Below are 12,496 nucleotides of genomic sequence, written 5' to 3' on the forward strand. Positions count from 1 at the left end.
GGCGGTTAATTTTTATGGCGGCAAGCGACTATACCAAGCACACGTTTAATGCGATGGGGACTGTCTGTGAGCTTCAGTTCCAAACTGATTCAACGGCAGCAAGCAATGCGTTCATTAAAAGCGTTACCAGCTGGGTTTCCAGTTTTGAAGCTAAATTCTCACGCTTCCGGCCCGACAGCCTGATCTCCCGTATCAATGCCGCCGCAGGGGACAGTCCCGTGGAGCTTGATGATGAAGCTGAAAGTCTTTTGGCGCTCTGTGACTGGTTCCACTGGTCAACCGGCGGAGTGTTCGACCCGGCGGCCCTGCCCCTGATCAAACTCTGGGATTACCACATCCCCCACGCCACGCGCCCGGAAGAGTGCGCCGTGCAATCGGCCCTTGTCCTCTGTGGCTGGAAGAAAATTCAACGCCGGAAGGGACAGTTCTTTCTTCCAGAAAAAGGAATGGGGATTGACGTAGGCGGAATCGGCAAGGAATATGCCGTGGATCGGGTATTTGAAATGGCCAATCAGGCGGGCCTCCAGAATGTCTTGGTAAATTTCGGTCACGATTTACGAGTTCAGGGCGAGCCCCCTGAGAAGGGACCGTGGCGCATTGGACTGGAAGATCCCAATGACCCCGGACGGTGCTGGGGCGGTGTGGTGGTTCGCAACCGGGCCGTAACAACCTCAGGAAACTACGCGCGTAACGTAAAAATAAATGGCGAGCAGTTTGGGCACATTCTTGATCCCCGCACCGGCTACCCGGTGAGTAATGGGTGCCAATCGGTCAGTGTCATTGCGCCCACCTGCACCGAGGCGGGCATTTTGTCCACCACCGCCTTCATCCTCGGTGGGGAGGAGGGGCAACGCTTTCTCGACAGTTACTACCAAGTCGAGGGTTGTGTGAATGAAAAGAACAGGCAGTATCTAACCAGGAGATTCCATGAATACCTCATCCGTGATTAATAAAATAACCATACTGGCGGCTATCGCATTACTGGCCGCAACAGGTACTACGCAGGCTGGCTGGAAAACAGGCTCCCCGTTACCGGATTTGAATCAGTTCAAATTGGAGGGAAAAGTCCCTTCAGACCTAAAAGGAAAAGTGATCCTGATCGACTTCTGGGCCTCCTGGTGCGGCCCTTGCAAGGCATCATTCCCCATCCTGAATAACCTGCAAGATCAATATAAGACCCGGGGATTTGAAATCATTGCCGTGAATCAGGATCAGACACGTGCGCTCATGAAATCATTTCTTGAAGAACACCCTGCCTCCTTCATCGCCCTGCGTGATGCAGACAACCTGTTGGTAGCGGCAGCAGATGTACAATCCATGCCCTCCTCCTTCCTGGTCGATCGCTCAGGCAGAATCCGGTTTCTGCATACGGGTTTCCATGGCGAAAAAACAGCCGCCAAATACAAAGAAGAGATTGAACTATTGCTGAATGAAAAGGATGGGCTGAAAAAATGAAACACCGCCTGCTCAAACTAGGATTGATATCTATCGGTCTCATTTCGCTTACCGGCTGCGGAACGGTTCAACCCTGGGAGCGGGGAACCCTCTCCGACTATACCATGCGCCAGGATCGTGATCCCCTGACCGACTCCATGCGGGAACACGTTTACTTTACACGCGAATCCGCCGCCGGTGGACGCGGAGTGGGTGGCGGCGGTTGCGGCTGTAACTAGCCTGTATTGACTCGACACGTGGTGCCGCACGCACCATAATGCGGCCCATGCAACCACAAGAATTTATTGTTCGCCTGGATCAAGCCGGATTGCCTCTGCAAAACTTTCTGGCCCAACGCCTGAACTTGTCCCGGAACAAGGCCAAAGGACTGCTGGATGAGCGGCTCGTATTTGTCAATGGACGCCGCATCTGGATGACCCACCACGAAGTCCGAAAAGGCGACAAAATCGAGGTCATGATCCCCTCCAAACAAGCGGCCAAAAAGGCCAAACCTCTGACCATCCTTTACCAGGACTCCGAATACATCATTGTTGACAAACAAACCGGTCGCCTTTCCAACGGACCGGACAGCCTTGAGACAGATCTCCAAACACTTCTTAAAATGCCAAGACTCCAGGCCGTTCATCGGCTTGATCGCGACACCTCCGGCTGCATTCTCATTGCCAAGTCAAAGGAGGCGTTCGATAAAGCGGTTGATCTATTCAAAAAGCAGGAAATTTCAAAAGTCTATCACCTGCTTGCCATGGGCGAAATCAAGGAGCGGGAACGCCGCATTGACTACCCTCTTGAGAATGAGCCAGCAGTAACGAAACTCTATCACGTCTCATCCAATCCACTGGCCAGCCATCTCAAGGCTTCCCTTGAAACCGGCCGAACCCATCAAATCCGCAAACATCTTGCCTACATCGGGCATCCGGTTCTGGGCGATAAAACCTATGCCGTACGGGGAGCCATCCCTGAAGAACTCCGCATGATAGACCGGCAAATGCTGCATGCCGCAAGCTTGCGGTTCAACTCCCCCTTCAATCAACGTGCCATACGAGTTGAATCCCCACTCCCAAAGGATTTCACTCTCTGGATGAAGCGGCTTGGCTTGCGATAAGGGGCAAAACGATCATGCGATTCCTCACGTTATTGCTGGGGCTGTTCATCCTGACAGGATGTCGCCCTGCTGCGGAGGCACCACTTGATCCCCTTCGCGCGACAACGGTGGCAGAGGCCCTGGCGCAATCCAACACGGTTCAAAATCTGGATTTGTTTTATCGCCGCCTCAATGGCTTTCCAACTGATATCCTAGTCCTCAATAACCTCAAGCAGCTCAACCTCCGAACCTGCACCATCGGACGCCTGCCTGATGAAATCACCGCCCTATCCCAGTTGACCAGGCTGGATTTGGGGCAAACGGGACTGACAAACCTCCCCCCCGCCATTGGCGAACTCACCCAGCTTACCCATCTCTGGCTCAACGATAACCCGCTGCCGTCCCTGCCGCAGGAAATCCAGAACTTGACCAATCTCACCTACCTGAATGCCGACCGCACCCAGCTATCACAACTCCTCCCGGGAATCGGACTCCTCTCCAACCTGAGATGGCTCAGACTCAATAACAATCATCTGACCGCTATGCCGGCGGATATGGCCGGACTGGCGAAAAACCTTAAAATCCTTTACCTTATGGGCAATCCGATACCCGAGCAGGAACAAAATCGGATCAAGGCGGCCCTGCCGGGGTGCACCGTGATCTTTCAGCCCGGATCGGGCGTTAAAACCAGCAACAGGAACTGACAGAATGAAAACAATCAAACTTCGACTTGGGGTTAATATCGACCATGTGGCCACACTCCGGCAGGTTCGCGGGACCGACTATCCCGACCTTGTTCAAGCTGCACGGGTATGTGAAGTCGCAGGAGCGACCGGAATAACCGTCCACTTGCGGGAAGACCGTCGCCATATTCAGGATCGCGATGTCTTTGCCCTACGCAAGGCCATCAAAACCCGGCTGAATCTGGAAATGGCCAATAACCCGGACATCCTTGCTGTCGCCCTGAAGGTCAAACCCGATGAAGTCTGCCTCGTCCCGGAACGACGGCAGGAACTGACGACCGAAGGCGGACTGGATGCGGCAGGCCAGGCGCGGCGCTTGCGCCCCACTATTCAAAAACTTTCCGATGCTGGCATTGAAGTTAGTTTATTCATTGCCCCGGATCCACGCCAGATCGAGGCCGCCGCCGCACTGGGGGCCCCGGTGATTGAATTACATACCGGTACCTACTGCGATCACACCGGTTCGGCCGCCCGGAAGGAGCTTAAGGCACTCTGCGAAGGGGCGCGGCTTGCGCACAAACTGGGACTGATCGTAAACGCAGGGCATGGAATCAACACGGCAAATGCGCGCGGCATCCTGGATATTCCCTATCTCAACACCCTGAATATCGGACACAGCATCATCTGCCAGGCCGTGTTTGTCGGCCTCAACCGGGCGGTCAAAGAGATGCTGGAGGCAATGAAACCCTATGGGGGAGGCCAAACGTCATGACGGAATTTGTCATCGGTACCGGCGTGGATCTGGTTGAAAACGAACGCTTGCGTGTGCTTCTGGACAAGTGGGGTGACCGGTTTAAATCGCGGGTATTTCTCCCCTCCGAGCAGGCATATTGCGAAAGCAAAGCGTCACCGTGGCTTTATTACGCGGGCCGTTTCGCCGTCAAGGAAGCTGTGTCCAAAGCCTTTGGTACCGGCATTGGCACCGACCTTAACTGGCTCGATATGGAGGTTGTGAAAAATCCCGCAACCGGAGCCCCCTCCATCGCCCTGAGTCCGCACGGCCAACTTCTCGCCCGTAAACAAAAGGTACTCCGGGTATTGATCAGCCTTTCCCATACTCATAATTTTGCAATCGCCCATGCGCTTCTGATTGGTGAAAAACGAGGTGAAGAATGAAAGCTGTAACGACCGCTCAGATGAGGGAGCTCGACAAGATCGCAACCACGGAATTTGCCATTCCGGGTTTCGAATTAATGCGGCGCGCCGGAGAGGGCATTGCCGGCACGGTGAGCTATCTCGCCGAGCGAATCCGCGGAAGAGATGCCTTTATCCATCTTATCGCTGGACGCGGCAACAACGGAGGCGACGCTTTTGCGGCCGCCTTGCTTTTGCACGAGGAAGATTTTGACGTCGAAGTCCTGCTCGCCGGTTCGGCATCGGATATCCGGGGTGATGCCCTGCGCCATCTCAGCAAAATGCGTGCGGCAGGCATTCCCCTGATTGAACTCCCCACCAAAGAAGCATGGGCAGATGCCATGCAGACCGCCGGAAGCGGGGAAATCATCGTTGATGGAGTTCTGGGAATTGGTGCCAGCGGCCCGCCACGTGGTCCAATTGCCGGGGCGATTCATTATATCAACAGTATCTCGGACGATAATCTGGTGGTCTCCATTGATATCCCCTCAGGGTTGAACGCCGATACAGGGGAGGCCCCTGGCGAGGTCGTCATTGCAGATGTCACCGCCACCATTGGAATGCCTAAAATCGGCATGCTTACCCAGCAGGCGCTTCCCTATGTTGGCACCCTGGATGTCATTGGCATCGGCATTCCCATGGAATTAACCTCCACCTACGAATCTGCCCGCCACCTGATCACTGGCTGGGACGTCAGGCAGCGCATGCCCAAGCGGTCACGGCTGGCGCATAAAGGGGACTACGGTCATGCCCTGATCATTGGCGGCGCCATCGGCTACGCAGGGGCCCCCGCGATGGCGGCCATTGCGGCACAACGCTCCGGTGCCGGCCTGGTCAGCGCCCTGATTCCACGATCCATTTATACGATCGTGGCAGGCACCATGCTGGAAGTGATGACTCACCCCGGAGATGAAACCAATACAGGCTCCCTGAATGCGGTAAACTGGGAACAATGGCGGGGGCGCATTAATGAGTTTTCCTCTATCGTGGCAGGCCCCGGCATGAGCCGGCACCCAGACACCACGTTCTGGGTTCATCAATTGCTCAAAGAATGCCGAAGGCCTCTGCTGCTGGATGCCGATGCCCTTAACGTCCTTGAAGGCAACCCTGAGCGCATTGCCAAGGCCCAGTGCCCGGTGGTCATCACGCCACATCCCGGCGAACTGGCGCGCCTGCTAGGCTGTACCACCCAGGAGGTGCAGCAGAACCGTGAGGCGGCCGTTCAGGATGCGGCTGAACGCACGAACGCGGTAGTGATTCTAAAGGGGGCCGGTACTCTGGTCGCCCAGAAGGGGCAGCCGTTACACATGAATATGACGGGCAATCCTGGTATGGCCACTGGCGGAACCGGCGATATTCTGTCAGGCTTCATAGGGGGGCTGATGGCGCAAGGCCTCTCTCCATTTGATGCGGCCTGTGTGGGCGTCTTCCTGCATGGACGCGCTGGGGATAATGCCATGTGGGTTCGCTCTCAGGCCAGCCTGACGGCAACCGACCTGCTCAAGGAATTCGGTAATGTTTTCCGCGAAGTCACGATCAGGTAGGGAAAGCATGAAACATACCCACGAACGCCGGCATGCTTTACCGATGATCTGGCCCAAGCCGTCACTGAATATTGCTTTGGTTGAGCCCGAAATTCCCCCCAACACCGGCAATATTGCCCGGCTTTGCGCTGCCACAGGGACTCGCCTGCACCTGATCGAACCACTGGGGTTTCAGTTGACCAGCGCGCACCTGAAGCGGGCGGGACTGGATTACTGGGATTCCGTGGATATCACCCGTCACGCCTCACTTGACGCCTTCCAGCAAAGCCGGGGCAGCCCACGCTGTTTCTACTTCAGCACCCGGGCCAAGCGCTCCTACACCGAGGTGATCTATCTTCCCGGGGATACTCTGATCTTCGGCAGCGAATCAAAAGGACTACCGGAGGCATTGCTGGATGCTCATGAGGCTCAGACGCTCGGGATCCCTATCCTGACCGAACATGTCCGTTCCCTCAATCTCGCCAATGCCGTCTCCATCGTTCTGTACGAAGCACTGCGCCAAATTAACCGGTAGACAGTGAGCAGTTGGCCGTCGCCGCCATTCATTCATCAAAGGTCACGAGCCCGCCTTCTCGCAGGCTGAGATAGTCTTTGGATTTACCCCCCTGCCTTCGCCCTACAATGATATGATCGAGCACCTTAATCCCGATAACCTGCCCCGCCTGGACCAGCTGCCGTGTCAGCTTCACATCCTCTGCGGAAGGAGATGGATCGCCGGAGGGATGATTGTGAACGAGCACCAGAGCAGCACCCCCCGCTTGAATGGCGCTTTTAAATACCTCACGGGCATGAACCAAACTTGCATCAAGAATTCCTTTTGAGATTTCACGCGGGGCCCCTTTCAACCGGTTACGGGTATCCAGATTCAGCGTCCAGAACCGTTCATGATCAAGCCCGCGCGCCTGTTCCCTCATTAGATCGGCAACATCCTCGGGCGTTCTGACAAATACCCCTCGTTCGTCCCGGGTCTCTTCCGCCATGCGCCTGGCCAGGTCCATCGCCGAACAGAGGATCTGCGCCTTTACCTTACCCAGTCCTTTGAAAGATTTATCTTGCGACAATTCCTCGACCGTTACACGCGACAATGCCGTCAGGCTACCATACTTGAAAAGAATCCGCTCCGCAAGATCCACCACATTAAGGCCACGTGATCCCGTTCTCAACAGGATGGCTAAAATGACTTGGTCGGGAACATTCTCAACGCCCTGCCGCTCGATCGCTTCGCGGGGACGCAGCCGCGCTGGCATATCACATATCCGGTAACACAATGCGCCCCCACCTGATTCAGGCAGGGTATAAACCTCACCCTCAGTGCTCATAAAGGGGCACTGTATCAGAATTAAATTATAACTAAAGATAAATTAGCAAATAACGGATTGAGGGCCGTGTTGCTGCCAGTCTGCCGCCACGAGGGCGGTGGCTGACTCAAAATCGGTGTCCTTCATCGTGATCCATGAAACGTTGATCTGGTGTCGAAACCAGGTCATCTGCCGTTTGGCCAACTGCCGAGTTCGTTGAATGGTAAGTTGCATAGCCGCCCCCTGGGGTAGCATACCTTGCAGGCAACTCGTGGCCTCGGCATAGCCGATCGCACCGGCGGCGGTACCGGAAAGGGAGCCATACCGGGCCATCAGCGCCCTGGTTTCTTCCAACAATCCAGCCGCATACATTTGCTGAACCCGGCGTTCAATGCGTTTCACCAATATTTCCCGCGGCACATCAATCCCCGTCACCACCGACTCCCGTGCCCGATTGCCCCAGGATCGGGGAGGCTCGAAAAAACCGGATTCGATGAGTTCAAGTGCCCGCATCAAACGCCGGCTATTGGCAGGATCAGCCAATCCCTGAAACCAGGCTGGGTTTCTCTCTGCCAGCGCGGACTGCAATCCTCCGATGCCGTCACGCTCAAAGATCAACTGCCAGCGCGCCCTGACATCAGGAGACGGATTGGGAAGCTCATCTAACCCATTGAGTAACGCCTTGATATAGAGCCCCGTCCCACCGGCAATGATCACAGGCACGCCTCGTTCAAGGGCCGATTCGAAACAATGTCGGGCCTCTCGAATAAATCGCGCCACACTGAAAGATCCTGAGGGTTCTACGAGGTCCAGCCCCCAATAGCGAACCCGGCTTCGTTCTGCAGGAGACGGCTTGGCAGTACCGATATCCATCCCCCGATAGACGAGCATGGAGTCGGCCGAAAGAATATCCGCCCCCATGGACTCGGCCAGGCGTTGCGCCACTGCGGTTTTCCCCGCCGCCGTGGGGCCGACCAGAAAATAGGCCTGAGCATGACTGACAGAGGGGTTCATCAGCTCCGAACCTGATCGTCGTGAGCTAAAAATGAGGAGATCATATAAAGGCCGACACCGACACAGATAGCGGAGTCCGCAACGTTAAAAGCAGGGAAATGATGAACCTTCCAGTAGAAATCGAGGAAATCGACAACATACTGCAACCGGATCCGGTCGAATAAATTTCCGGTAATTCCTCCCAGCATCAGTCCCAGGGATAGGCGGTGAATCAGGCTGTCTGTCAAAAAAGACCGGCGGAAGATAATCAGCAGCAGCAGAACAACTGCGGATAAAGCGACCAGTACACCATTCCAACCACCCAGCATCCCCCAAGCCGCACCAATATTGCGAACATAGGTGAGGTTGAAGAATCCGGGAATCAGGGCAATGCTATCGCCCAAATGAAATTTGAGCATGACCAGATACTTGGTGATCTGGTCAAGCACAACAATCACAATACTGAGCAATAACACCTGCATAATAAGCCTGTAAGCTTGCCACCACGCAGCAAGGGGGAACCGGTTATTCCGCCTCTTCGGGTTCCGTCACCTCAGGCGTCTGCTCCACGCCCTGCGCCAGAGTATCGCCAAACGGACGGAAACGTGTACGCCCCTTTTCCTGTTCGGACTGACACCGGATGCACATCCGGGCGAACGGCAGGGCATGCAGGCGCGGCTTCTCAATCGCACAGCCACAACCATCACAGAACCCGTAGTTGCCTTCGGCAATACGACGGAGCGCATTGTCGATTTCAAAAATTGAATCATGCTCACTACTGACCAGCGTTAGAGCGAACTCTTTGTCGAAATCATCCGTGCGATCCTCGGACGAAGTGTCGTCGACATACTTGAGCGAATCATCCGACTGGGAAGAAATCTGCCCCGTCAACCGATCCCTCATCTTGATCATGGCGTCCTTTAACTGCTGAAGCGCCTTCGCGTCAACAGGCGAGACGCGCAAGGGGCGTGATTCGGTTTTGGATGCGGAGACCTTGACAGGAGCAGCCTTTCCAGCGACAGGCTTCACCGCTGCTTTGGATGTGGGCGCAGGTTTTGACACGGGTTTCTTGGAACTTACCACCGGCTTGGCAACGGGTTTGACAGTCTTTTTAACTGCAACCCCTTTAGCTTCAACCGATTTTTTCAGCACTTTTCTTGTCTTAACTGCTTTATTTACCATAAGTCAATAACACCCTTTCAACCCAGTTCAACCTTTATTCCCGCAGAAAAAAGCACGCCTAGATATCAAACGGTTCCTGCGCTGTCAATCTTCCCCTCAGGTTCCTTTGGCCCAGGCGAGAATATCTTCTGAAAGAGCCCCAACTTCAACAATGCGACATTTCTCATTTCCCTTATCGCCGGGAATTTCAAGTTCATCCCCACCCCGATGGCCCGTGAGGACTTTGCCCAACTTACTGCTACAGGAAATAATCCCTTTTTCCGTATCCTGATCCCATTCGCCCAGAATACTGAATGTATTTTTCTGACCGTTTTCAAGCTGAAGCACAACCGTCGTTCCCATCCCCGCGACCTCATGGGTGCAGGTGGTAAAGTCTGTCCCATGGACGATCTTTAGATCGAGTTCCAACTCGGCACTGCGATGCATCAGGATACCTTGCTGTTCCTTGGCCGTCTTATATTCGAAATTCTCACGCAAATCGCCATAGCTCCGGGCCACACCGATATCGCGACTATTCTTCGGAATATCCTCGTTCACGATCTTTTCGAGCAATTTCTGCCGTTGCCGGTAGGAACGCCAGGACGTCAGACCATTCTTGGGGGCTGCCGCCTCCTCCGCTTCGGACCGCTTGTCGATCAACAAGGACACCAAGTCAGGATAGACTCTGACAATACGCCCGATCATCGCCTGCGTATCGACAGGGATCTTGCCCATGACTGCGCGCAGGTAGCGGATAAAGCTGGTCCGCTGGACATCATTCATGGCATTTGCGGCGGCCTCGAGGAACTCCCGCTGCTGGACCATCTCGCCCAATTGATTGGCGGCACGCAACCGCTCCCCGTTGTAAGTCTTCTCCATCGCCGGCAGGATATGGAACAGCAGATCTCCGGTGGAGCCCAAACCCCACGCTTCAAGGCGATCCGGGCGTTTGGCCAACCACAACAGCAATTCCACCCCAGCCTTGCGCATTCCGACGTACTCTTTGAATACCGCGGCACAGGCCGCTTCCTGGCCGGACTCCATCATAAAGGCAACGCAGGTATTAAGGATATTCATGAACATCGAAGGAATGGCCCCGAGGATCGTATCGTACAAGCGTGCGCTATCCCGATCTGCCAACAACTTCAAAAGGGCCTCAAGGCGTTTGGAACTGATCGCCGTGGCTGCCGCCATGAAGTTTTCAGGCTCAATCAGGAGATCGGCTTCCCGAACCCAATCGACCTGTGTTACAGGCACATTCCACTGCCGTGCGGCCACGACAATCTGGACCCGGATATTCATATCCTTGTCACCAAAGCCAAGCATCAGAAAGGCCAGACGATCCCCGACAATACGCAGGTTGTCAGGCGCCAACTCTTCGGGTTTGGCATTGTCAGCCAACTCGCCAAGGCGTGCAAAAATTCCTTCTGCAGTCCGCTCACTGGCAAGTGAGGCAAACCAAGTACTGTCATAGGCCTGGGCTTTTTCAAGCAGAACAATGGGCTCGCTTCGTTTTGAGGGGATGACAACCAGAGGGTCGGCCTTCAGGGCCTTCCGGGCGGAATCCCAAAATGTTTTCCATGCAGCAGGCTTGATGATTCCATCAGAGAGAATTTCCTGCAAACGCACCACCGTCAGAGGCCCGTAACTGCGAAGCGCGATGCGCACCAATTCCGCAGCTTCTGTCTCTGCCAGGGCGGCCAAGGTCACGGCATCGCGATATTTACGGGCAAGTAAATGCTCATCGCCCACCGGCTGAAGCGATTCGGCCGCATAGGCAAAGGACATCTCATGCCCCATTTTACGGGTGAAATCGATGGTTACCCGTTCATAAAAAGAATCGACGTTCTTGATGGCACCCACGCCCCACGTCTTATCAATGCAAAGCATGCCGGGAGTGAGACGAAGCAAGATACTCAACCTCCGGAACCCCTCAATCAACCCGACCCCTTTATCCAAGCCAAGATTGTTTACGAATTTCTTCCGGACGGGATCGTTCCGGTAAATATAAGCAAGTCGCTTGATGCAAGCCTCGCGGAAAGCCGGAACCCCGCTGTTCCAGTAGGCACGCATCGCCAGCACATTGACGGCGGCTTCAAGCTTGCCCTGCTCAATCAGAGCATCTTCCATCATTTCAGCCCAGCCACTGGTTTTGGCGCCCATTCCGCCCCGGTTCAATTCCCGCAATGCATTCTGCATATCATCCACGGGCATATTTTCGTTGGACACCTTGGCTAAAAACCACTCTTCAAACTGGTCTTCCCCCATGGGGATATGTGCTAATGCTTGCATACTTCGCTTTCCCTCTCATTAAAGGGCGGAAGTTTTAGCACATCGCTCCACTCGGCACAAGACACAATGAACAAATCGTCATCCACCGAGTTGGACACCTAGCAAACGCCCGATACCGTAAGTGATTATCGCCGCCGTCAAACCAAAAACCACCTGACGTAATCCGGATCCCAAAACACCGCGCCCGGTGACCAGCGTGATCGCCGCGCCAATGACGAACAACCCGATACCGCTCAAGGCCCCGCTCCACAGCACAGCCTTCATGCCGCCTGTGAAAAAGAACGGAACGATGGGAATAATTGCGCCCACTGCAAACAGCAGAAAAGAGGTAATGGCCGCCTCCCAAGCCGAGCCCCCCAACTCATCGGGATCCATCCCGAGTTCCTCCCGACTCAAGGTATCCAACGCATGTGCCGGATCCGAAAGTAAATGATCTGCCATTTGTTTGGCCTGTTCCGGGGCTACTCCTTTGGACTGATAGATCAGGGCTAACTCCTCCCGTTCCGCCTCCGGAGCCTCAGCAAGCTCCTGCCGTTCAATATCCAACTGCTTCTCATACAATTCCCTGGAGCTCTGAACAGACAACCACTCCCCCAGCGCCATGGAGATCGCACCAGCCAACAAACCCGCCAATCCGGTAATCAGGATCAGATGCGAATCCATCGCCGCCCCTGCAACACCCATAACCAGACTGAGAATTGAGACCAAGCCATCATTAGCCCCCAACACCCCCGCCCGCAGGGCATTCCCGCCCATGGAGCGGTGCCGCCCCTCCAAGCGCGCCCCCGCACTCCC

15 protein-coding genes are annotated in these 12,496 nt (G+C 55.0%); 9 read left to right on the top strand and 6 right to left on the bottom strand.

Going from position 1 to position 12,496, the window contains the following annotated elements:
* Window positions 1–14 precede the first annotated feature (14 nt).
* From WCI03_08125 to WCI03_08165, 9 genes are read left to right on the top strand one after another with little or no spacing between them, the layout of a single operon-like run.
* Complete coding sequence (locus WCI03_08125) at window positions 15–950, top strand: FAD:protein FMN transferase (GenBank protein MEI8139819.1); 936 nt, start codon at window positions 15–17, stop codon at window positions 948–950.
* Window positions 928–1,455 carry a TlpA disulfide reductase family protein gene (locus WCI03_08130; GenBank protein ID MEI8139820.1) on the top strand — a complete coding sequence of 176 codons (528 nt, stop codon included), beginning with the start codon at window positions 928–930 and terminating at the stop codon, window positions 1,453–1,455. Before WCI03_08125 ends, WCI03_08130 begins: the two co-directional genes overlap by 23 nt.
* A complete protein-coding gene (locus tag WCI03_08135) occupies window positions 1,452–1,673 on the top strand; it encodes a DUF4266 domain-containing protein (protein ID MEI8139821.1) in 222 nt (73 codons plus the stop codon). The genes WCI03_08130 and WCI03_08135 overlap by 4 nt, the downstream gene beginning before the upstream one ends.
* A 47-nt stretch (window positions 1,674–1,720) precedes the next feature.
* Window positions 1,721–2,557 (top strand): RluA family pseudouridine synthase, encoded by an 837-nt coding sequence (locus tag WCI03_08140; protein ID MEI8139822.1) that lies wholly within the window; start codon window positions 1,721–1,723, stop codon window positions 2,555–2,557.
* Window positions 2,558–2,571: 14 nt separating this feature from the next.
* Window positions 2,572–3,240, top strand: a complete 669-nt coding sequence (locus tag WCI03_08145; protein MEI8139823.1) for a leucine-rich repeat domain-containing protein — start codon at window positions 2,572–2,574, stop codon at window positions 3,238–3,240.
* Between the two features lie 4 nt (window positions 3,241–3,244).
* The gene (locus WCI03_08150) at window positions 3,245–3,991 is read left to right on the top strand and encodes a pyridoxine 5'-phosphate synthase (GenBank protein MEI8139824.1); all 747 of its coding nucleotides are present in this window, start codon (window positions 3,245–3,247) and stop codon (window positions 3,989–3,991) included.
* On the top strand, window positions 3,988–4,395 hold the full coding sequence (gene acpS / locus WCI03_08155; protein ID MEI8139825.1) for a holo-ACP synthase: 408 nt from the start codon (window positions 3,988–3,990) through the stop codon (window positions 4,393–4,395). The genes WCI03_08150 and acpS overlap by 4 nt, the downstream gene beginning before the upstream one ends.
* On the top strand, window positions 4,392–5,957 hold the full coding sequence (locus WCI03_08160) for an NAD(P)H-hydrate dehydratase (GenBank protein MEI8139826.1): 1,566 nt from the start codon (window positions 4,392–4,394) through the stop codon (window positions 5,955–5,957). Before acpS ends, WCI03_08160 begins: the two co-directional genes overlap by 4 nt.
* Window positions 5,958–5,964: 7 nt before the next feature.
* A complete protein-coding gene (locus WCI03_08165; protein MEI8139827.1) occupies window positions 5,965–6,471 on the top strand; it encodes a tRNA (cytidine(34)-2'-O)-methyltransferase in 507 nt (168 codons plus the stop codon).
* A 28-nt stretch (window positions 6,472–6,499) separates the two neighbouring features.
* Here WCI03_08165 and radC read toward each other — a convergent pair whose 3' ends face one another.
* The 6 genes from radC to WCI03_08195 all read right to left on the bottom strand — a co-directional run.
* A complete protein-coding gene (radC, locus tag WCI03_08170; protein ID MEI8139828.1) occupies window positions 6,500–7,276 on the bottom strand; it encodes a DNA repair protein RadC in 777 nt (258 codons plus the stop codon).
* 42 nt (window positions 7,277–7,318) lie between these two features.
* Window positions 7,319–8,269 (bottom strand): tRNA (adenosine(37)-N6)-dimethylallyltransferase MiaA, encoded by a 951-nt coding sequence (gene miaA, locus WCI03_08175; protein ID MEI8139829.1) that lies wholly within the window; start codon window positions 8,267–8,269, stop codon window positions 7,319–7,321.
* Complete coding sequence (gene lspA, locus WCI03_08180) at window positions 8,269–8,730, bottom strand: signal peptidase II (GenBank protein MEI8139830.1); 462 nt, start codon at window positions 8,728–8,730, stop codon at window positions 8,269–8,271. The genes miaA and lspA overlap by 1 nt, the downstream gene beginning before the upstream one ends.
* Window positions 8,731–8,773: 43 nt before the next feature.
* Entirely contained in the window at window positions 8,774–9,430 is a 657-nt protein-coding gene (locus tag WCI03_08185; GenBank protein ID MEI8139831.1) for a TraR/DksA C4-type zinc finger protein, read from the bottom strand.
* 96 nt (window positions 9,431–9,526) lie between these two features.
* A complete protein-coding gene (locus WCI03_08190; GenBank protein MEI8139832.1) occupies window positions 9,527–11,701 on the bottom strand; it encodes a GreA/GreB family elongation factor in 2,175 nt (724 codons plus the stop codon).
* A gap of 78 nt (window positions 11,702–11,779) precedes the next feature.
* Window positions 11,780–12,496 (bottom strand): VIT1/CCC1 transporter family protein (locus WCI03_08195; GenBank protein ID MEI8139833.1); only part of this gene is annotated, 717 nt, incomplete at its 5' end.

Source organism: bacterium, assembly GCA_037143175.1.
Classification (GTDB): domain Bacteria; phylum Verrucomicrobiota; class Kiritimatiellia; order CAIKKV01; family CAITUY01; genus JAABPW01.

Bases quoted from the DNA above. Each gene is read 5' to 3' on its own strand.
- lspA (MEI8139830.1), bottom strand. From the start codon at position 8,730: ATGCAGGTGTTATTGCTCAGTATTGTGATTGTTGTGCTTGACCAGATC.
- WCI03_08150 (MEI8139824.1), top strand. From the start codon at position 3,245: ATGAAAACAATCAAACTTCGACTTGGGGTTAATATCGACCATGTGGCC.
- WCI03_08165 (MEI8139827.1), top strand. From the start codon at position 5,965: ATGAAACATACCCACGAACGCCGGCATGCTTTACCGATGATCTGGCCC.
- miaA (MEI8139829.1), bottom strand. From the start codon at position 8,269: ATGAACCCCTCTGTCAGTCATGCTCAGGCCTATTTTCTGGTCGGCCCC.
- WCI03_08125 (MEI8139819.1), top strand. From the start codon at position 15: ATGGCGGCAAGCGACTATACCAAGCACACGTTTAATGCGATGGGGACT.
- WCI03_08135 (MEI8139821.1), top strand. From the start codon at position 1,452: ATGAAACACCGCCTGCTCAAACTAGGATTGATATCTATCGGTCTCATT.
- WCI03_08140 (MEI8139822.1), top strand. From the start codon at position 1,721: ATGCAACCACAAGAATTTATTGTTCGCCTGGATCAAGCCGGATTGCCT.
- WCI03_08130 (MEI8139820.1), top strand. From the start codon at position 928: ATGAATACCTCATCCGTGATTAATAAAATAACCATACTGGCGGCTATC.
- WCI03_08190 (MEI8139832.1), bottom strand. From the start codon at position 11,701: ATGCAAGCATTAGCACATATCCCCATGGGGGAAGACCAGTTTGAAGAG.
- WCI03_08185 (MEI8139831.1), bottom strand. From the start codon at position 9,430: ATGGTAAATAAAGCAGTTAAGACAAGAAAAGTGCTGAAAAAATCGGTT.
- radC (MEI8139828.1), bottom strand. From the start codon at position 7,276: ATGAGCACTGAGGGTGAGGTTTATACCCTGCCTGAATCAGGTGGGGGC.
- WCI03_08145 (MEI8139823.1), top strand. From the start codon at position 2,572: ATGCGATTCCTCACGTTATTGCTGGGGCTGTTCATCCTGACAGGATGT.
- acpS (MEI8139825.1), top strand. From the start codon at position 3,988: ATGACGGAATTTGTCATCGGTACCGGCGTGGATCTGGTTGAAAACGAA.
- WCI03_08160 (MEI8139826.1), top strand. From the start codon at position 4,392: ATGAAAGCTGTAACGACCGCTCAGATGAGGGAGCTCGACAAGATCGCA.